Raw genomic sequence first — 19,728 nt, forward strand, 5'->3', positions numbered from 1 at the left:
AGCCCGGCCGCGGCCGCCGCCGCCGAGCGGGTCGCGGCGAGCAGGTCCGGGACCACGGGCCCGGCGACGACCGGACCGGCCGCGTACGGGCCGATCAGGGATTTCGCGACGGCGAGCGGGTTGTCGCTGCCGCCCGCGATGACGACGAGACGGCTGCCGAGCACCCCGGTGAGGACCTGGAGCTTGGCGTGCCGGGCGGCGCGCCGGATCGCCTCGACGGTCAGTTCGCTGTCCCCGTCGGGCGCGGTGCCGAGCAGGACGCACACGTACTCGGGCGCGTTCCAGCCGAGCGCGGCGGCGCGCGAGACGGTGCCCTCGTCGGCCTCCCCGGAGAGCACCGCGTTGACCACGAGGGACTCCAGGCGCGCGTCCCAGGCGCCGCGCGCCTCGGCGGCCTGCGCGTAGACCTGCGCCGTCGCGAAGGCGATCTCGCGGGCGTACCGCAGCAGCGCCTCGCGCAGCACCGCCTCGTCGCCCGGCGCGGCCACGTCGTCGATCGCGCTCTCCATGACCTCGATCGTCGTACGGACCATCTCGACGGTCTGCCGCAGCGTGACCGCCCGGGTCAGCTCGCGCGGAGCCGTCCCGAAGACGTCCGTGGAGATCGCCTGCGGGGCCTCGGGGTGGCGGAACCACTCCGTGAAGGCCGCGATCCCCGCCTGCGCCACGAGCCCGATCCACGAGCGGTGCTCGGGAGGCATCGCCCGGTACCAGGGCAGCGTCTCGTCCATCCGCTGGATGGCACGGGCGGCGAGCCGTCCCGAGGAGTGCTCCAGCCGCTTGAGGGTCGCCGCGTGCGGGTGCGCGGGGGCCGGGGAGGCGGGCGAGGCGGCGGGGCGGGATACGGAGTCGGGCACGGGACCAAGACTGCCTTATCGCGTCGCCGAACGCGGCGGCCGGGGTCCGTGACGTCCCGTACGCGGTACGTGACGCCGTGTGGCGCCGCTACGGTGGGCGCCGTGATCGACGTACGACGCGGCGCTGACCGCTACCCGGGCGGAGAGCCGGAGGCGGGCATCACGACCCGGCACGCCTTCTCCTTCGGCCCGTACTACGACCCGGACAACCTGCGCCTCGGCCCGCTCACCGCCTGCAACGAGGAACACCTCGCCGCGGGCGCGGGGTTCGCCGAGCACCGGCACAGCGACACGGAACTGCTCACCTGGGTGGTCTCCGGGGAGCTGCGCCACCGCGACTCGCGGGGCCGCTCCACCCTCGTGCGCCCCGGCGACCTCCAGCACCTCGGCGCGGGCGCCGGCGTCCACCACGTCGAGCGCAACGACGGCGCTGGGCCCCTCGTCTTCCTGCAACTCTGGCTCGCCGCCCGCACCCCCGCCCTCACCCCCCGCTACACCGTCGTCCGCGCGCTCGCGCAGCCCTACGGGGTCCCCGAGGCGGGCGCCGTGCTGCGCGTCGCCCGCCCGGAGGCGGGCGCGACGCTGCCGCTGCCGGCCGCGCCGTACGGGTACGTCCACGTCGTGCGCGGGGAGGCCGAGTTGCCGGGCGGCGAGCGGCTGGCGTCGGGCGATTCCGTACGGGTGCGGGACGGGGCCGACGTGGCGGGGGCGGCGCTGCGGGCGCGCACGGCGTGCGAGGTGCTGCTCCTGGAACTGGCCGACCCCTTCGCGTAAGGCCGCTCAGGCGCTCAGGCGCTCAGGCGCTCCGCAGTTCCGCGAGCACCGCGTCCGTCAGCGGCGGCCACGCCTCGATCGCCCAGGGGCCGAAGGCGCGGTCGGTGAGCGCGACGCACGCCGCGCCCGCCTCCGGGTCGACCCAGAGGAAGGTCCCCGACTGCCCGAAGTGGCCGAAAGTGCGCGGTGAGGAGTGCGCGCCCGTCCAGTGCGGGGACTTGCCGTCGCGGATCTCGAAGCCGAGGCCCCAGTCGTTCGGCTTCTGCTGCCCGTAGCCGGGCAGGACGCCGCTCAGGCCGGGGAAGGCCACGCGCGTCGCCTCCGCGACGGTGCCCGCGTCGAGCAGGCGCGGCGCCTGCAACTCGGCGGCGAAGAGGAGCAGGTCGTCCACGGTCGAGTGGCCGTCCTTGGCCGGCGAGCCCTCCAGCGCGGTCGCGCGCATCCCGAGCGGTTCGAAGACGCCTTCGCGCAGGTACGCGGCGAAGGGGATGCCGGTCGCCCGCGCGACGTGCGCGCCGAGCGCCTCGAAACCGGCGTTGGAGTAGATGCGGCGGGTCCCGGGCGCGGCCTGGACGCGGTCCTCGTCGAAGGCGAGGCCGCTGGTGTGGGCGAGGAGGTGGCGCACGGTCGCGCCCTCGGGCCCGGCCGGCTCGTCGAGTTCGATCGCCCCCTCCTCGTACGCGAGCAGGAAGCCGTACGCGGCGAGCGGCTTGGTCACGGACGCGAGCCAGAAGCGGTGGTCCGCCGGGCCGTGCCGCCCGAGGACGGTCCCGTCGGCGCGGACGACGCCGGCGGCGGCGGTCGGGACGGGCCAGTCCGCGACCGACTTCAGGCTGTCAAGGCTCTCAGCGCGCTCAGGGCTCACGGGGCTCTCCATGCGGGCGAGTCTAGGCGCCGTCTTCAGGCCACCCGCGAGCGCGTATTGCCTGGAGTGCGCTCAAGGGTTCTACCGTGGGTGCGGTCCGCCTCACCCGAAGGGACACCCATGACCCTCGCCCACCCCGCCGCCCCCGCAGGCCCGGTCGACGTCGCCCCCGCGGGCCCGGTCAACGGCCGCGACCTGTGCCTCGCGAAGCTGGCCGAGTACCCGCGCCCGGAGGGCAGGGACCACTACACGATCAGCGAGGTCGTCACGCTCACCGGGCTCAGCGCCCACACCCTGCGCTGGTACGAGCGCATCGGGCTGCTCGAAGAGGTGGACCGCTCGCACACCGGGCAGCGCAGGTACAACAACCGCGACCTCGAATGGCTCTCGTTCGTCAACAAGCTGCGGCTGACGGGGATGTCGGTGGCGGACATGGTGCGGTACGGGGAGCTGTCGAGGGCGGGGGAGCACACGGTCGCCGAGCGCCGCGAACTCCTGGAGGCGACGCGCGAGGAGGTCCGCTCGCGGATCGCGGCCCTGCAGGACACGCTGGGGGTCCTCGACCACAAGATCGGGATCTACTCCGCGGGTTCGTGACGGGCGCGGGCTCTCACAGCTGCGCCAGCAACTCCTTCTTCTTCGTCGTGAACTCCTCGTCCGTGAGCAGCCCCGCGAGGTGCAGTTCGCCGAGGTGGCGGATGCGTTCGGCGATGTCGGCGGGGTCGGAGCGCAGGGCGGCGACGGGTGGCGCGGTCTCGCTCGTACCGCCGCGCGCCGCGCTGCTGCGGGCCGCGGCGAGGACGGCGGCGGCGAAGGGGAGGGACTCGTGCACGGGGCCGTACCCGAGGCCGAAGACGACGGCCGCCGGGTCGTGGTCGGCGGCGGGCCTCTTGGCCGTCCCGGTCCCCGCGGCCGTGCCGGGTCCCAGGGCCGCGCCGGGACCCGCGGCCGGGCCGGGGCCCGGGTGGCGGGGCAGCAGGCGCAGGTAGCCGTCGAGTATCTCGGGCGAGCGCCACTCCACTCCGCTCAGCGTCGCGACGGGGAAGGACTGGTCGCCCGCCTTCCACTTCGCGCTCGACGCGCCCGTGCGCGACCAGCGGAAGGAGACCACCGAGCCGTCGAAACTCGCCTTGCCGTCGTACGCCTTGAAGTGCTGCGGCCCCTCGGGCGCCGCGACGAGGAAGCTCTCGGCGGGCTCGGCCACGCCGGGACCGAGGCGGTCGCGGATCTGCGCCGCGTGGAATTCGGCCAGCTCCTCGCGCTCGGCGGGCAGCACGAGGCGGTACGGATCGCAGCTCTCCTTGAGCTGCCCCGCCGCCGCCTCCATCAGCGGGTCGGCGCCCGCGCGCGGCACGCAGCGCAGCACGACGGTGCCGCGCCGCCCCGGGGCGAGCGTCACCGTGTCGATCGCCGCGAGCGGCACCCGTCGCTCCCCGAGCACCTGGAGCAGCTTCGGTGTCCGGATTCCCCGTTCGTAGCGGATGAGCACGGAGTCCTCCGCGAACTCCCAGGTGGCATGGAAACCGGCCAATACATCACCCATGCGGCTCATCGTATGCGGCACGCGCGTCTCCGTCCCCTCTCCTGCGGCCCACCGGTCCGCTTGACCGGCGCTTTTCTCCCGGGCCCCGACCTCTTGCTTCTCTCCCGTCCCGCCCGGTGTACGCGGTGGCGGGTACGGACGTTCCGTCTCCGCTCCGCGTCCCGGCGGTCCGCCGCCGGTACGGGTACGGCACGGGGCCGCCGCTCAGGCGCGGCTCGTACCCCGCGCGGGCACCCCCGTCCTGCACCCCGCGCCGCCCGGCGCGCAGCCGACGTCACCGAAGTCCCCCGTGCCGATGTGCGCGAGATTGCGCAAACTCGCCGTACCGGGCACGAAGTAGCCACCGTGCCCCACCGCGCCCGTCGAGGAGAAGACCCGCGCGCCGAAGTCTCTGCCGACCGGGTCGGCGCCGTGCCCGAGCGCGCCGAACTCGACGTGCGGCACGTCCCTGATCCAGTCGCCGGCATCCCGCGTCGCCCACACCCGCGCCGTCGTGCCGAGCCCGGCCGCGCTCCCGCTGCGCATCCCCGGACTGCCCGCGACCGCGATGTCGGTGACCGCGCGCGGCAGCCGGTCGGCCGCGACCCCGCACACCACCGAGCCGTAGCTGTGGCACACGAGCGCGACCTTCAGGCCGCCCGGCAGCCCCCGCACGAAGTCGTCGAGGCGCCCCGCGCCCTCCTGCGCCCGGCTCGCCGTCGCCGCCTCGATGCCGATCCCGCCGGGCGCCGTGTAGTCGGCCCAGGCGATCACGGCGGTACGGGCCCGGGGCGCCGCCGCGCGTTCGGCGGCGTAGAGCGAGCGGCCCATCCCCGACGGCGCGGTGAAGGGCCGGTTGGTGCGCTCGAAGGTCATGAGCGCGGTGTCGACCCCCGGGACGACGACCGAGACGCGGCGCGCGTGCGTGAGATCGCCGAAGACCTCCGCCGCGCGGCCCGAGCCGTTCGGGTCGAAGGCGAGGAAGTCGCGGTCCGGGCGGAGCATCGAGGTGTAGCGCGCCACCAGGTCCGCCGCCTCGTCGTGTCCGTCCGGCGACAGGCGCGGGTCGCGGGTACGGCGCACCTCGTGGTCGCGGGCCTGGGTGAGCGCGAGCCGGTTGGCGGCGTAGCGCAGCGTGAGCGGGGCGCCGTTCATGTTGCCCACGGCGAGCGGGAAGCGGTGCGCGAGCCGCTTGCGCTGGGCAGGACGCAGCGCGGCGAAGAACTCGCGCAGGCGCTCCGGCGGCGAGGCGGCGTCCGGCAGGGCGTGGTGGTCGAGGCGCGCGTGGTTCCATGCCTGTACCGACAACTGGAGCGGGCCGCCCGGGTCGTGCCGGGCCCTGACCGCCGTCCAGCCGGTCGTGGCGAGCATGACGAAGACGACCGCCACCGCGAGCAGCGCTCGCCAGGCGTTGAGTTGGGGGGACGAGTCGAAGGAAGTCACTGCGCCACACCCTAGGAGACGGCAAGTGCCGCGGGCCAAACCGGTGAGCCACATCACCCTGCCGCCCGCCGGATGGGAGCCGATCGGCCCGCACCCGTCCGGGCGCGCGGTACCGGGCGGCCCTTCGCCTCAGGAGCGGACGGCCTCCTCGTCGGGCGGAAGGACGCGGGCGCCCTGCTCGGCCGTCGCGGACTGGCGCGGGACGAGACCGGTACGGTCGCCCGGCTCCGTACCCGTACCGTGCGCTCCGCCCGTGCCGCGCTCCGCCCCGTCCCACTCCCGGACCAGCGCGGGGGCCAGGTGGTCCAGGTGCTGGACGGCGAGGGCGCGCAGCGCCTCGACGCTGCCGTCCTGACCGGCGCCCCAGCGGTGCTCGGTGAGCCGCATCACGCCGCCGAAGGCCGCGACCACGACGCGGGGCCGCAGGTCGCGTTCCGGGTCGACACCCTCGCGGGCGGCGATCACGCGCGCCATCTCCTCCTCGCTCTCGCTCGCCCGCCGCAGCCGCGCGGCGAGCAGCGCGGGGGTCCTGGCCACGAGCCGGCACGTGCGCAGATGCAGGTCCACGGGGACGGAGAGCCCGGCCACCTCGGGCAGTTCGCCCCAGGACTCCAGGACCGCGCGGCGCAGCGCGAGCACCGGGGGCTCGCCCGCGGGGCGGGCGCGCAGGGCCTGGAGGAACCAGCGCTCGATGAGTTCCTGGGTCGCGAGGGCGACGTGCTCCTTGGTGGCGAAGTAGCGGAAGAAGGTACGGGTCGAGACCTCGGCGCGGGCGGCGATCTCGTCCACCGTCGTGCTCTCGTAGCCGCAGGCGGCGAAGAGTTCCAGCGCCGTGCGCAGGAGCCGCTCCCGGGTGCGCGTCTTCTTGCGCTCGCGCAGGCCGCCCGCCGCGCGCGGACCACCCCGCGCGCCCGCATCGCCCGCCTCGCGCGCGCCGCCCGTCTCGCGGACCTGCCTCTGCTCCGTCACCTTGCTCCTCGCTCCTTCGCCCGGGGCCCACGCGCATGAGCTGGCCCTTTGTCCCGGGGTGCGGTTCCGTCAGTTACCGGCATATGAAATTGATTGTCAACTGGCATGCGGTGACAGTAATTTGACCGCCATGACTAGTCAGACCACCGTCGGACCGGAGGACGGGACGCCGCTCGCGCCCGTCGGCAAGGGAGCACGCGGCAGCCTGCGCGGCCGTCCTTGGCTGACCCTCTTCGGAGTTGCTATCGGCGTCATGATGGTCGCCCTTGACGGCACCATCGTCGCCATCGCGAACCCGGCCATCGCGGACGACCTCGACACCAGCCTCGCCGGGGTGCAGTGGATCACCAACGGCTACCTCCTGGCCCTCGCGGTGGCGCTCATCACGGCGGGCAAGCTCGGCGACCGCTTCGGCCACCGCCAGACCTTCCTGATAGGCGTGGCGGGCTTCGCGCTCGCCTCCGGCATCATCGGGCTCTCCTCCAGCGTCTCGCTCGTCGTCGCCTTCCGCGTCCTGCAAGGGCTCTTCGGCGCCCTCCTGATGCCGGCCGCGCTCGGCCTGCTGCGCGCGACCTTCCCCGCCGAGAAGCTCAACATGGCCATCGGCATCTGGGGCATGGTGATCGGCGCGTCCACGGCGGGCGGCCCGATCGTCGGCGGACTGCTCGTCGAGCACGTCTCCTGGCAGTCCGTGTTCTTCGTCAACGTGCCCGTCGGCGTCGCCGCGCTCGTCCTCGGCCTCTTCATCCTCAAGGACCACCGCGCCGAGAACGCCCCGCGCTCCTTCGACGTCCCGGGCATCGTGCTGCTCTCCGGAGCCATGTGCTCGCTGATCTTCGCGATCATCAAAACGGGTGACGGCTGGAGCTGGAGCGACGGGCGCACGTGGGGGCTCCTCGCCCTCTCCCTCGTGTGCTTCGCCGCCTTCGCCTACTGGCAGACGCGCGCCAAGGAACCGCTCGTGCCGCTCGCCATGTTCCGCTCGGTCGCGCTCTCGGCGGGCACCGTGCTCATGGTGCTCATGGCGATCGCCTTCCTCGGCGGCATCTTCTTCGTCACCTTCTACCTCCAGGGCGTGCACCGGCTCAGCGCCGTCGACAGCGGCCTGCACCTGCTCCCGCTCACCGCCATGATGATCATCGCCTCGCCGATCGCCGGGGTGCTCATCACGCGCTTCGGGCCGCGCGTGCCGCTCGTCGGCGGGATGCTCGCCACGGCGGCCTCGATGTTCGGCCTCTCGACCCTGGAGGCGGACACGGGGACGGTCACGATGTCGCTGTGGTTCGCGCTCCTCGGCCTCGGTCTCGCGCCCGTCATGGTCGGTGCCACGGAGGTCATCGTCGGCAACGCGCCGCTCGAACTCTCCGGCGTCGCGGGCGGCCTCCAGCAGTCGGCGATGCAGGTCGGCGGCGCGCTGGGCACGGCCGTGCTCGGCGCCGTCATGGCCGCGCGCGTCAACAAGGACCTCCCGGGCAACTGGACGGACGCGGGGCTGCCGAAGCTCCAGGGCGCTCAGCTCGACCAGGCGTCCCAGGCCGTCCAGCTCGGCGTGCCGCCCGTGCCGCCGCACACCCCGGGGGACGTCGCCGCGCGGATCACGACCGTCGCCCACGACACCTTCATGTCCGGCATGGGCCTGGCCTGCACCGTCGCCGGGATCGTCGCCCTCGTCGCGGCGGCCGTCGCGACGCTCACGAAGCGGGGCGACAACGCGGCCGACGCGGCGGGCGCCGCGCACATCTGAGGCGTCCGCGCAGGCGTCGATGGAGGCGTCCGCGCAGGCGTCAACGAAGGGCCCCACCGGCTCACCCGGTGGGGCCCTTCGCGCGGTCCCGGGGCTTTTCCCCTATCAGTGCGGTCCCGCTCGTGGCGGCTTCCCGAGCGGGTACGGCGCGGCCCAGAGTGCGCCTCGGAACCGCCCACCGAAAGGACCCCGCTCCCATGCGTACGACCCTCACGACGCTCGCCTGCGCCCTCGCCCTCGGCGCGACCCTCCTCACCCCGGCCGAGGCGGCGGCCCCGGTACGTACCGCCCCCGGCTCCTCCGGCGCGTGCGGCCGGGGCGAACTGTGCCTGTGGCCCGCGACGGGGTACGGGGGCCGCCGCACCGTCCACGAACTCTCCGGCACCGACATCGAGAGCTGCGTCCCGCTGAGCGGCAGAACGGGAGCCCTCTCGCTGGCGAACCGCACCGGCCGCCCGGTGACGACGTACCAGTCCGCGGAGTGCGGCGAGACGGGCGAGTTCGAGACGTATCCCGGCGGGGGCACGTGGCTTCCTGAATCGCCTTACAAGGTAAGGGCGTTCAAGATCTGGGAGAGGTGACCGGGGCACAGGCGCGACCCTCCGGCGTGATCCCGGGGCGGAGCCCCGGGAGGCCCGCCCCGCCGGAGGGATTACGCGTCGCCCCCGGCCGCACCGGGATCGGCCGCCGCCACATCCAGCAACTGGTAGCGGTCGATCGCCCGCCGCAGCACCCCGTGTTCGAGCGCCCCGTCCCGCACCAGCTCCGTCAGGACGCCCAGCACGATCGAAGGCGCGTCGATGTGGAAGAAGCGCCGCGCCGCCCCCCGCGTATCGGCGAAGCCGAAGCCGTCGGCGCCCAGCGACCCGTACCGCCCCGGCACCCACCGCGCGATCTGGTCGGGAACGCTCCGCATCCAGTCGGATACGGCCACGTACGGGCCGCCCGCGTCCGCCAGCTTCCGCGTCACGTACGGCACCCGCGTCTCCTCCTCCGGGTGGAGGAGGTTGTGCTCCTCGGCCGCGACCGCCTCGCGCCGCAGCTCGTTCCACGAGGTCGCCGACCACACGTCCGCGCGCACGTCCCAGTCCTCGGCGAGCAGCCGCTGCGCCTCCAGCGCCCACGGCACCGCGACGCCCGAGGCGAGGATCTGCGCGCGCTGGCTCCCGGCCTCGCCGCGGCGCAGCAGGTGCAGGCCCTGGAGGATGCCCTCGACGTCCACGTCCTCCGGCTCGGCCGGGTGCCGGATCGGCTCGTTGTAGACCGTCAGGTAGTAGAAGACGTCCTCCGCCTCGGGCCCGTACATGCGCCGCAGCCCGTCGCGGACGATGTGCGCGATCTCGTAGCCGTAGGCGGGGTCGTAGGCGACGCACGCCGGGTTCGCCGAGGCGAGCAACTGGGACTGGCCGTCCGCGTGCTGAAGCCCCTCGCCGGTCAGCGTCGTGCGCCCGGCGGTCGCGCCGAGGGCGAAACCGCGCGCCAACTGGTCGCCCATCTGCCAGAACTGGTCGCCGGTGCGCTGGAAACCGAACATCGAGTAGAAGACGTAGACGGGGATGAGCGGTTCGCCGTGCGTCGCGTACGCGGAGCCCGCCGCGATGAGCGAGGCGACGCAGCCCGCCTCCGAGATGCCGTCGTGCAGCAACTGGCCGGTCGGCGACTCCTTGTAGGCGAGCAGGAGTTCACGGTCGACCGACTCGTACTGCTGGCCGAGCGGGTTGTAGATCTTCGCGCTCGGGAAGAAGGAGTCCATCCCGAACGTGCGGTACTCGTCGGGCGCGATGAGCACGAAGCGCCGCCCGATCTCCTTGTCCCGCAGGAGATCCTTGAGCAGCCGTACGAACGCCATCGTCGTGGCGATCGCCTGCTGGCCCGTGCCCTTCTTCACCGTCGCGTACGTCTTGTCCCCCGGCAGTTCGAGGGGCTTCGCGCGCACGACCCGCGTCGGCACGTACCCGCCGAGCGCCTGCCGCCGCTCGTGCATGTACTGGATCTCCTCGGAGTCCCTGCCCGGGTGGAAGTACGGGGGCAGACCGCCCTCCAGGTCCCTGTCCGGGATCGGCAGGTGGAGGCGGTCGCGGAAGCCCTTGAGGTCGTCGACCGTGAGCTTCTTCATCTGGTGGGTCGCGTTGCGGCCCTCGAAGTTCGGCCCGAGCGTCCAGCCCTTGACGGTCTGCGCGAGGATCACCGTCGGCTGGCCCTTGTGCTCCTTCGCGGCCGAGAACGCCGCGTACACCTTGCGGTGGTCGTGGCCCCCGCGCCCCAGGTGCAGGATCTGCTCGTCGCTCATGTTCTCGACCATGGAGCGCAGCCGCTGGTCGCCGCCGAAGAAGTGCTCCCTGATGTACGCGCCCGTCTCCGTGGCGTACGTCTGGAACTGGCCGTCCGGCGTCGTGTTCAGCTTGTTGACGAGCAGGCCGTCGCGGTCCTGCGCGAGCAGCGGGTCCCACGTGCGGTCCCAGATCAGCTTGATCACGTTCCAGCCCGCGCCCCGGAACTGCGACTCCAGCTCCTGGATGATCTTGCCGTTGCCGCGCACCGGGCCGTCGAGGCGCTGGAGGTTGCAGTTGACGACGAAGGTCAGGTTGTCGAGGTTCTCGCGCGCGGCGATCGAGAGCTGGCCGAGCGACTCGACCTCGTCCATCTCGCCGTCGCCGAGGAAGGCCCACACGTGCGAGCGCGAGGTGTCGGCGATCCCGCGCGCCGCCATGTAGCGGTTCATCCGCGCCTGGTAGATCGCCGAGAGCGGCCCGAGGCCCATCGAGACGGTCGGGAACTCCCAGAAGTCCGGCATCGAGCGCGGGTGCGGGTAGCTCGGCAGCCCGTTCGGGGCCTTCGACTTCTCCTGCCGGAACCCGTCGAGCTGGGCCTCGGTGAGACGGTCCAGGAGAAAGGCGCGGGCGTAGATGCCGGGCGAGGCGTGGCCCTGGAAGAAGATCTGGTCGCCGCCGTCGCCCTCGTCCTTGCCCCGGAAGAAGTGGTTGAAGCCGACGTCGTAGAGGCTCGCCGAGGAGGCGAACGTCGCGATGTGCCCGCCGACGCCGATCCCGGGGCGCTGCGCGCGCGAGACCATGACCGCCGCGTTCCACCGCGTGGCGTTGAGGACCTTGCGCTCGACCTCCTCGTTGCCGGGGAAGAAGGGCTCGTCCTTCGTCGCGATCGTGTTGACGTAGTCGGTGCTGCGCATCTCCGGCACGGCGACGCGTTTCTCGCGGGCCCGCTCGATGAGGCGGAGCATCAGGTAGCGGGCGCGCTCGCTGCCGCGTTCGTCGACGGCCGCGTCGAGCGAGTCGAGCCACTCCTGGGTCTCCTCGGGATCGAAGTCGGGGACCTGGCTGGGGAGGCCGCCGATGATGATCGGGGTGGGGTCCTGGGGCACGGGGTTCCCTTCGGGGGGCGGGAGCGGGGGGTGACACGATATGTCCGGGTCTGCGTGCGGACGGTGAACCCGGGCGCGGCGGGCTCGGCCTCCCTGACGGCTTCCCTCGGGGCTCCGCCCCGAACCCCGCTCCTCAAACGCCGGAGGGGCTGAAGAGGAGTCCCGCGCGGAAATCAGCCCCTCCGGCGATTGAGGAGCGGGGTCTGGGGCGGAGCCCCACGAGGGGGCCCAGGTGCCGCAGGGGAGAATTAGGGAACAATGGGCACCATGGGCGACTGCACGAAGCGGAGCGCAAAGGTGTCCGAAGTTGGAGGACACCGCCCGGAAAGTCACCGTTTCGGCGGTCTCGGCTCCCGGGTACTTGCGCGATCGGTCCCGCCCGTGTGGACTACGCCCCATGCCCCCGCGCCCGCGGGGGCGCAGCACATCCCGAAACGATCAGGAGGCAATCCGTGAGCGCGACCGCGGACCACGCGGAGGAGCGGACCAGCCCTGCCGTACGGCTGGGTTTCCAGCCCGAGCAGGTGGTCCAGGAGATCGGCTACGACGAGGACGTCGACCAGGAACTCCGCGAGGCCATCGAAGAAGCCACCGGCACGGAGCTGGCGGACGAGGACTACGAGGACGTCGTCGACGCCGTCGTCCTGTGGTTCCGCGACGACGACGGCGACCTGACGGACGCGCTGGTCGACGCCTCCCAGCTGGTCGACGACGGTGACCTCGTCCTGCTCCTGACCCCGAAGACGGGCCGGGACGGGTACGTCGAGCCGAGCGACATCAACGACGCGGCGCGGACCGCCGGATTCACCCAGACCAAGAGCACGAGTGTCGGCAAGGACTGGATCGGCACCCGTCTGGTCACCCCGAAGGCCAACGCGAAGACCAAGCGCTGAACCGTACAGCGCCCACCGGGCCCCCTCGCTCCACAGACTCCTCTGGGGCGGCGGGGGCCCGGTGCGTAGGGTGGGGTCGGCGCCTGGCCCGTACGGGCCAGGGTGCCCTTACCCGTACGTATCACCGCAAAGGATCGGTACCCATGGCGATCGAGGCCGGCACCAAGGCCCCCGAGTTCGAGCTCAAGGACAACCACGGCCGCACCGTGCGCCTCTCGGACTTCCGCGGCGAGAAGAACGTGGTGCTTCTCTTCTTCCCGTTCGCCTTCACCGGGGTCTGCACCGGTGAGCTGTGCGCCCTGCGCGACGAGCTGCCGAAGTTCGAGAACGACGACACCCAGCTCCTCGCCGTCTCGAACGACTCGATGCACAGCCTGCGCGTCTTCGCCGAGCAGGAGGGCCTGGAGTACCCGCTGCTCTCCGACTTCTGGCCGCACGGCGAGGTCTCGCGCGCCTACGGTGTCTTCGCGGAGGACAAGGGCTGCGCGGTGCGCGGCACCTTCATCATCGACAAGGAGGGCGTCGTGCGCTGGACGGTCGTCAACGACCTCCCGGACGCGCGCGACCTCGGCGAGTACCTCAAGGCGCTCGACACGCTCTGACCGGGCCCGTCACCGGCTCGTTCCGCGGCCCGTCCCGGGGCTCCGACACGCACTGCGGGCCCCCGGGCGAAAGAGCCCGTTTCCGGCGGGAACCGGTCACTACTATCCGTACGTTGTCCCGGATAACGACGTACGAAGGTGGCGACCGGCACTCGCCACCCACCCCCGACATCATTGGAGGACCCGTGGGAGTCAGCCTCAGCAAGGGCGGCAACGTATCCCTGACCAAGGAGGCCCCCGGTCTCACCGCCGTGACCGTGGGTCTCGGCTGGGACGTGCGCACGACGACCGGCACCGACTTCGACCTCGACGCCAGCGCGATCCTCACCAACGCCGAGGGCAAGGTCTCCGGCGACGGGGACTTCGTCTTCTTCAACAACCTCAAGAGCTCCGACGGCTCCGTCGAGCACACCGGTGACAACACCACCGGTGAGGGCGAGGGCGACGACGAGCAGATCAAGGTCAACCTCGCCGGGGTCCCCGCGACCGTCGACAAGATCGTCTTCCCGGTCTCGATCTACGACGCCGAGAACCGCCAGCAGTCCTTCGGCCAGGTCCGCAACGCCTTCATCCGCGTCGTGAACCAGGACGGCGGCACCGAGATCGCCCGCTACGACCTCTCCGAGGACGCCTCGACCGAGACCGCCATGGTCTTCGGCGAGCTGTACCGCAACGGGGCCGAGTGGAAGTTCCGTGCCATCGGCCAGGGCTACGCCTCGGGCCTGCGCGGCATCGCCCAGGACTTCGGCGTCAACGTCTGAGCCCACCCGGCGGGACACGGCCGCGCGCCGCCTCCGTCGCCCGCAGGGCGGCAGGACGGACGGCGCGCGGCCCTTCCGTACCGCCTGTGCGCGCCCGCGGCCCGTACCGCCGGCTCCGCCAGGTCCACCGGCTCCACCGGCTCCACCAGGTCCATCAGGGGAGGAAACACATGGGTGTCACGCTCGCCAAGGGAGGCAATGTCTCCCTCTCCAAAGCCGCGCCGAACCTGAGCAACGTCCTCGTCGGTCTCGGCTGGGACGCCCGCTCGACCACCGGCGCCCCCTTCGACCTCGACGCCAGCGCCCTGCTGTGCGCGAACGGACGGGTCCTCGGCGACGAGTGGTTCGTCTTCTACAACCAGCTCACCAGCCCCGACGGCTCCGTCGAGCACACCGGGGACAACCTCACGGGCGAGGGCGAGGGCGACGACGAATCGCTCCTCGTCGACCTCGTCAAGGTCCCCGCGCACTGCGACAAGATCGTCTTCGCCGTCTCCATCCACGAGGCCGAGGCCCGCAGGCAGAGCTTCGGGCAGGTGTCCAACGCCTTCATCCGCGTGGTCAACCAGGCGGACGGGCAGGAACTCGCCCGGTACGACCTCTCCGAGGACGCCTCGACCGAGACCGCGATGATCTTCGGCGAGGTCTACCGCTACGGACAGGAATGGAAGTTCCGGGCGGTCGGTCAGGGGTACGCGTCCGGCCTGAGGGGCATCGCTCTAGACTTCGGGGTCAACGTTTCGTAAAGCCGGACACGGCGCGGAGGGAGTGCTCCTCCAGACAGGTCCGGAGGGGCCCTCCAACGATGGGGAATACGCAGTGCTGTTGAAAACCTTCGGCTGGTCCTTCGGGATCACCGTGCTCGGGCTCGTCGCCGCCGCGTTCTATGGCGGCTGGACCGCTTTCGGCGTCGTCGCGATCCTCGCGGTCCTGGAGATCTCGCTCTCCTTCGACAACGCGGTGATCAATGCCGGAATCCTGAAGAAGATGAACGCCTTCTGGCAGAAGATCTTCCTCACCGTCGGCGTCCTGATCGCCGTCTTCGGCATGCGGCTCGTCTTCCCGGTCCTGATCGTGGCGGTCACCGCCAAGATCAACCCGGTCGACGCCGTGGACCTCGCGATCAACAACAAGGACCACTACCAGGAACTCGTCACCGACGCCCACCCGGCCATCGCGGCCTTCGGCGGGATGTTCCTGATGATGATCTTCCTCGACTTCATCTTCGAGGACCACGACATCAAGTGGCTGGGCTGGCTGGAGCGCCCGCTCGCCAAGCTCGGCAAGGTCGACATGCTGTCGGTCTGCGTCGCCCTGATCCTGCTGCTCATCGCCTCGATGACGGTCGCCACGCACGCGCACGTGCACGGCGGTGGTCACGTCGACAAGGCCGAAACGGTCCTGCTCTCCGGGATCGCCGGGCTCATCACGTATCTCATCGTCGGCGGGCTCTCCGGATTCTTCGAGAACAAACTCGAAGAGGAGGAGGAAGCCGAGGAGGAACGCGAGGAGGCGGCCGTCAAGAGCGGCAAGTCCCGCTCCGCCGTCGCGCTCGCCGGCAAGGGCGCCTTCTTCATGTTCCTCTACCTCGAAGTCATCGACGCCTCCTTCTCCTTCGACGGGGTCATCGGCGCCTTCGCGATCACCAACGACATCATCCTGATGGCGCTCGGCCTCGGCATCGGCGCGATGTACATCCGTTCGCTGACCGTCTACCTCGTCCGCCAGGGCACCCTGGACGACTACGTCTACCTGGAGCACGGCGCCCACTACGCGATCGGCGCCCTCTCCGTCCTCCTCCTCGTCACCATCCGGTACGAGATCCCCGAGGTCGTCACGGGGCTCATCGGCGTCGTGCTGATCGCCGCCTCCTTCTGGTCCTCGGTGCGGCGCAACAAGCGCATCGCGGCGGAGGAGGGGCACGAGGCGGAGAAGGTCGCCGTCTGAGCCCTCGCGGGACCCGGGAGACGCCGGGGCCGCGCGCTTTCGGCCAGGTCACGGCCGAAGCGCGGGCCCTGGTGTAACGGGCCCCGGGCGCTGGGCACCCTCTTCGTGGGGGCGGTCCGAGGACACCTCGGGCCGCCCCCACGCGCGTTGGTCACGACCGGAACGACAGAGGTGTGTGGGCATGGCCTTCCTGGACGGGCTGCGGGGCGGAGCCGCCGCTTTCGACAGCGGAAACACGAGCGGCAGCGCGATCGAACTGACCAAACGGCACCCCACGGTCTCCCTCTCCAAAGAGGGCGCCGTCTCGGGGAACCTGCGGGTCAACCTCTCCTGGCGGATGCGGACGAGCGACTTCGGCGAGCGGCGCCCCGGCACGGGGCTGCGCGGGCTGCGCGGCGGCTGGCGCAACCCGCTGAAGTTCTTCCAGCCCGACGTCGTCCAGGCGCACACGCAGTCCATGGTCAACGTCGACCTCGACCTCGGCTGCCTCTACGAGCTGAAGGACGGCACCAAGGGCGTCGTGCAGCCGCTCGGCGGCTTCCTCGGCGACCTCAACGAGCCGCCCTACCTCAAGCTCAGCGGCGACGACCGCTTCGGCGCCCCGTCCGGCGAGACGATGTACATCAACCTCGACCAGAAGGACGAGTTCAAGCGACTGCTCGTCTTCGTCTACATCTACGACCAGACGCCCGCCTTCGACCGGACGCAGGCGCAGGTCACCCTCTACCCCAGCAGCGGCCGGCAGATCGTCATCGACCTCGACGAGCGGGCCCCGGAGGCACGGTCGTGCGCGGTGCTGAGGATCGAGAACGTGAAGGGGGAGCTCGTGGTGCACCGGGAGGTGCGGTTCGTGTACGGGTTCCAGGCGGAGCTGGACCGGTTGTACGGGTGGGGGTTGCAGTGGGGGAGGGGGTTCAAGTCCAAGGCGGGGCGCTGACGCGGGGGCGGGTTTCTGGGGCTCCGCCCCAGACCCCGCTCCTCAAACGCCGGAGGGGCTGGATATCGGTGCCGGCCGGATTCTTGGTGCGGCCGGTTGACCGCGTTACCTGATGAACTGCGGGCCCATCAATGGGAGGCCGCTCTCCGGCTCGTGCTGGGGGTAGCCGTAGGGGTCCGGTTGTGGGGGGTAGCCGTACGGGGCCGGGGGGGCCGTGGGGGGCTCCGGGTAGCCGTAGGCGGGCGCGGGGGCCGGGACGGGGAACGGTTCCGGGGCCGGGGCCTGGTCGGGGGCCGCTGATTCGTCGACCGTGATGCCGAAGTCCGTCGCCAGGCCGATCAGGCCGTTGCTGTAGCCCTCGCCGAGCGCACGGAACTTCCACTCGCCGCCCCTGCGGTACAGCTCCCCGCAGATCAGCGCCGTCTCGGCGCCCGTCTCCGCGCGGATCTCGAAGGACGCGTACGGCTCCGCGTTCTCCCCGGCCGCCGCGTCGAGCAGCAGCAGGCGCAGATCCCGTACCCCCTCGAAGGGCAGGCTCTCGGCCGAGGCGACGAGCAGAACGCGCTCCACCTCCGCGTCCACGCGCGTCAGATCGGCCTGAATCGTGTCCCGCATCGCGTTGCCCAGGCGCCGCTTCCCGAGGCTCCACACCGTCCCCGAGGGATGCCGGGGCTGGTTGTAGAAGACGAAGTCGTCGTCCGAGCGCACGCGTCCGTCCGCCCCGAGGAGCAGCGCCGAGGCGTCGACCACCGAGACCTCGGGGCTGGGCGACCAGCACACGACGGCGCGGACCGCCGCCGCCTCGACCGGGACGTTCGAGCCTTTCAGCATGGCGTGCGTCATGCCGTCATCCTGCCTTCCCGAGGCACTCGCGGACAACGCGGGTGCCCCCGTGGCGCACGGGCGAGCGCCCCTTTCGTAGCGAGCCGCCCACCCCCGGTTACCAGAAGTTCACGGGCTGAGGGAACCACTCCGGGTAGCTCGTACGTACTATTACCGGTCACTTCTACTCGAACGTTTCTTCCTCTTGAGGGGTCAGATGCAGCATTTCGGGCACATCGCCCCGGCGGAGCGCGCGCGGCTCTTCCACCGGGAACCGCGCGCCTTCGCCGCGGACTCGCCGCCGGAGTTCCTCGCGACCGCGCTCGGCGCGACGCTGTACACGCCGGCGACGCGACCCCGGCTCGCCGAGGACGTGCGCAAGCAGGCCGCGCGCGGGACGGTCTCCATGGTGCTGTGCCTGGAGGACTCCATCAGCGACGAGGACGTGCCCGCCGCCGAGCGGAACCTCGTCCACCAGCTCGGCGTCCTCGCCGCCGGGCCCGCCGACGCGCTCCCGCTGCTCTTCGTACGGGTCCGCACACCCGAGCAGCTCAGCGATCTCGCCCGCCGCCTCGGCCCCTCGATCCGCGTACTCAGCGGCTTCGTCCTGCCCAAGTTCACCGAGAAGTGCGGACTCGCCTTCCTGGAGGCCCTCGCCGCCGCCGAGACCGCCGCCGGGCACCGGCTCCACGCGATGCCCGTCCTCGAATCGCCCGAACTGCTCCACCTGGAGACCCGCCACGAGGCGCTGGCCGGAATCGCGCGCACGGTGCGCGCCCACCGTTCCCGCGTCCTCGCGCTGCGCCTCGGCGTCACCGACTTCTGCTCCGCCTACGGGCTGCGCAGACCCGCCGACCTCACGGCCTACGACGTCCGCATCGTCGCCTCGGTCATCGCCGACGTCGTCAACGTCCTCGGCCGCGCGGACGGCACCGGCTTCACGATCACCGGCCCCGTGTGGGAGTACTTCCCCGTCGCCGAGCGCATGTTCAAGCCCCAGCTGCGGCGCACGCCCTTCGTCGGCGGCGAGGCGGACGAGCTGCGGGACGCGCTCATCGAGCGCGACATGGACGGCCTCCTGCGCGAGATCGCGCTCGACCGCGCCAACGGACTGCTCGGCAAGACCTGCATCCACCCCAGCCACGTCGCCCCCGTGCACGCCCTCTCCGTCGTCACGCACGAGGAGTACAGCGACGCCGAGGACATCCTGCGGCCCGAGCGGGGCGGCGGCGGGGTGCTCCGCTCCGCGTACACGAACAAGATGAACGAGGTGAAGCCGCACCGCGCCTGGGCCCAGCGCACCCTGCGCCGCGCGGACGCCTTCGGCGTCGCCCGCGAGGACATCGGCTTCGTCGACCTCCTCGCCGCCGTCACCCCGCAGGAGACCCTGTGAGCCCCGCCCCCCTGCGCCAGGCAGGACGTGGCCCCCTGAGACCGAGCGAGAGAGACGAACACGTGGTGTGGACAGGAAGCTGGGTCGCCGAGCGCCTCGGCGTACGGCTGAGCGGCGACCCCGGCATCGAGGAACTGCTCGGGCTCGCGCTGCGCCGCAACCCCAAGCGCGCCCACCTCCTCGTCTCGCACGTCCTCGGCAAGCACGTCCCGCGCTCCCCGCGCGTCGTCGCCGAGACCGGCCGCGCGCTCGGCCGCGAGGTCCGCGCGCTGCTCGGGGACGCCGCCGAAGGGGCCGTCGTCCTCGGGTACGCCGAGACGGCCACCGCGCTCGGGCACTGCGTCGCCGACGGCATCGGCACCGCCCCGTACCTCCACAGCACGCGCCGCCCCGTCCCCGGCATCACGCCGGCCGGCGGCTTCGAGGAGGCGCACTCGCACGCCACCTCGCACCTCCTGCTCCCCGCCGACCCCGCGCTGCTCACCGCGCCCGGCCCGCTCGTCCTCGTCGACGACGAGTTCTCGACCGGCTCCACCGTCATCAACACGCTGCGCGCACTGCACGCCCTGCGCCCGCGCGCCCGCTACGTCGTCGTCGCCCTCACCGACATGCGCGGCCCCGCCGACCGCGCCCGCCTCGACGCCCTCGCCGCCGAGCTGGACGCGCGCATCGATCTCGTCGCCGCCGTGGCCGGGCACGTCGAACTGCCCCCGGACGTCCTGGAGCGGGGGCTCGCGCTGGTCGCGGCCGAGGAAGCGCGGCAGGCCGCCGCCCCGGCACGTACCGACGACGTACGGCCGCCCGCGACCCCCCTGCGCCT

General features: G+C 72.1%; 19 protein-coding genes. 12 read left to right on the top strand and 7 right to left on the bottom strand.

Translation table 11 applies throughout. The features are described 5' to 3' along the window. Positions 1-857 (bottom strand): PucR family transcriptional regulator (locus G3I42_RS08030; protein ID WP_164283750.1); only part of this gene is annotated, 857 nt, incomplete at its 3' end. 93 nt (positions 858-950) lie between these two features. Here G3I42_RS08030 and G3I42_RS08035 point away from each other — a divergent pair. Beyond that, positions 951-1,631, top strand: coding sequence for a pirin family protein (locus G3I42_RS08035; protein WP_164283751.1), 681 nt, complete (start codon positions 951-953; stop codon positions 1,629-1,631). A 22-nt stretch (positions 1,632-1,653) separates the two neighbouring features. Here G3I42_RS08035 and G3I42_RS08040 read toward each other — a convergent pair whose 3' ends face one another. Then, a complete protein-coding gene (locus G3I42_RS08040) occupies positions 1,654-2,508 on the bottom strand; it encodes a serine hydrolase domain-containing protein (RefSeq protein WP_164283753.1) in 855 nt (284 codons plus the stop codon). 108 nt (positions 2,509-2,616) lie between these two features. On the opposite strand from G3I42_RS08040, the gene G3I42_RS08045 reads away from it, so the two are divergent. Next, the gene (locus tag G3I42_RS08045) at positions 2,617-3,093 is read left to right on the top strand and encodes a MerR family transcriptional regulator (RefSeq protein WP_164283755.1); all 477 of its coding nucleotides are present in this window, start codon (positions 2,617-2,619) and stop codon (positions 3,091-3,093) included. Between the two features lie 13 nt (positions 3,094-3,106). Here the strand turns inward: G3I42_RS08045 and G3I42_RS08050 are convergent, their stop codons facing one another. From G3I42_RS08050 to G3I42_RS08060, 3 genes are all read right to left on the bottom strand, one after another. After that, positions 3,107-4,039, bottom strand: a complete 933-nt coding sequence (locus G3I42_RS08050; RefSeq protein WP_164283757.1) for a DUF4429 domain-containing protein — start codon at positions 4,037-4,039, stop codon at positions 3,107-3,109. Between the two features lie 204 nt (positions 4,040-4,243). Continuing rightward, the gene (locus G3I42_RS08055) at positions 4,244-5,461 is read right to left on the bottom strand and encodes an alpha/beta hydrolase (RefSeq protein ID WP_164283760.1); all 1,218 of its coding nucleotides are present in this window, start codon (positions 5,459-5,461) and stop codon (positions 4,244-4,246) included. Between the two features lie 129 nt (positions 5,462-5,590). Beyond that, complete coding sequence (locus G3I42_RS08060; protein WP_164283762.1) at positions 5,591-6,430, bottom strand: TetR family transcriptional regulator; 840 nt, start codon at positions 6,428-6,430, stop codon at positions 5,591-5,593. A 130-nt stretch (positions 6,431-6,560) separates the two neighbouring features. Here G3I42_RS08060 and G3I42_RS08065 point away from each other — a divergent pair, with 130 nt between their 5' ends. Both G3I42_RS08065 and G3I42_RS08070 read left to right on the top strand, forming a co-directional pair. After that, entirely contained in the window at positions 6,561-8,174 is a 1,614-nt protein-coding gene (locus tag G3I42_RS08065; protein ID WP_164283764.1) for an MFS transporter, read from the top strand. A gap of 197 nt (positions 8,175-8,371) precedes the next feature. Further along, positions 8,372-8,755, top strand: coding sequence for a peptidase inhibitor family I36 protein (locus tag G3I42_RS08070; RefSeq protein WP_164283766.1), 384 nt, complete (start codon positions 8,372-8,374; stop codon positions 8,753-8,755). 71 nt (positions 8,756-8,826) lie between these two features. On the opposite strand, the gene aceE is transcribed toward G3I42_RS08070, so the two are convergent. Continuing rightward, complete coding sequence (gene aceE / locus G3I42_RS08075; RefSeq protein ID WP_164283768.1) at positions 8,827-11,553, bottom strand: pyruvate dehydrogenase (acetyl-transferring), homodimeric type; 2,727 nt, start codon at positions 11,551-11,553, stop codon at positions 8,827-8,829. 452 nt (positions 11,554-12,005) lie between these two features. Here aceE and G3I42_RS08080 point away from each other — a divergent pair, with 452 nt between their 5' ends. From G3I42_RS08080 to G3I42_RS08105, 6 genes are all read left to right on the top strand, one after another. Then, the gene (locus G3I42_RS08080) at positions 12,006-12,446 is read left to right on the top strand and encodes a DUF3052 domain-containing protein (protein WP_164283770.1); all 441 of its coding nucleotides are present in this window, start codon (positions 12,006-12,008) and stop codon (positions 12,444-12,446) included. Positions 12,447-12,589: 143 nt separating this feature from the next. After that, a complete protein-coding gene (locus G3I42_RS08085) occupies positions 12,590-13,048 on the top strand; it encodes a peroxiredoxin (protein WP_164283772.1) in 459 nt (152 codons plus the stop codon). 185 nt (positions 13,049-13,233) lie between these two features. Then, positions 13,234-13,809 (top strand): TerD family protein, encoded by a 576-nt coding sequence (locus G3I42_RS08090; RefSeq protein ID WP_164283774.1) that lies wholly within the window; start codon positions 13,234-13,236, stop codon positions 13,807-13,809. Positions 13,810-13,979: 170 nt separating this feature from the next. Continuing rightward, complete coding sequence (locus G3I42_RS08095; protein ID WP_164283776.1) at positions 13,980-14,555, top strand: TerD family protein; 576 nt, start codon at positions 13,980-13,982, stop codon at positions 14,553-14,555. 73 nt (positions 14,556-14,628) lie between these two features. Continuing rightward, a complete protein-coding gene (locus G3I42_RS08100; RefSeq protein ID WP_164283778.1) occupies positions 14,629-15,756 on the top strand; it encodes a DUF475 domain-containing protein in 1,128 nt (375 codons plus the stop codon). A gap of 181 nt (positions 15,757-15,937) precedes the next feature. Then, positions 15,938-16,693 carry a Tellurium resistance gene (locus G3I42_RS08105; protein ID WP_164283780.1) on the top strand — a complete coding sequence of 252 codons (756 nt, stop codon included), beginning with the start codon at positions 15,938-15,940 and terminating at the stop codon, positions 16,691-16,693. Positions 16,694-16,798: 105 nt separating this feature from the next. Here the strand turns inward: G3I42_RS08105 and G3I42_RS08110 are convergent, their stop codons facing one another. Next, positions 16,799-17,536 carry a TerD family protein gene (locus G3I42_RS08110; protein ID WP_164283782.1) on the bottom strand — a complete coding sequence of 246 codons (738 nt, stop codon included), beginning with the start codon at positions 17,534-17,536 and terminating at the stop codon, positions 16,799-16,801. Positions 17,537-17,732: 196 nt separating this feature from the next. Between G3I42_RS08110 and G3I42_RS08115 the strand changes: the two genes are divergently transcribed. Then, entirely contained in the window at positions 17,733-18,908 is a 1,176-nt protein-coding gene (locus G3I42_RS08115) for an HpcH/HpaI aldolase/citrate lyase family protein (protein ID WP_164283784.1), read from the top strand. Positions 18,909-18,970: 62 nt separating this feature from the next. Then, positions 18,971-19,728: phosphoribosyltransferase domain-containing protein (locus G3I42_RS08120; RefSeq protein ID WP_343244482.1), on the top strand; the 758-nt coding region annotated here is incomplete at its 3' end.

Source organism: Streptomyces sp. SID11385, from assembly GCF_010548245.1.
GTDB lineage: Bacteria > Actinomycetota > Actinomycetes > Streptomycetales > Streptomycetaceae > Streptomyces.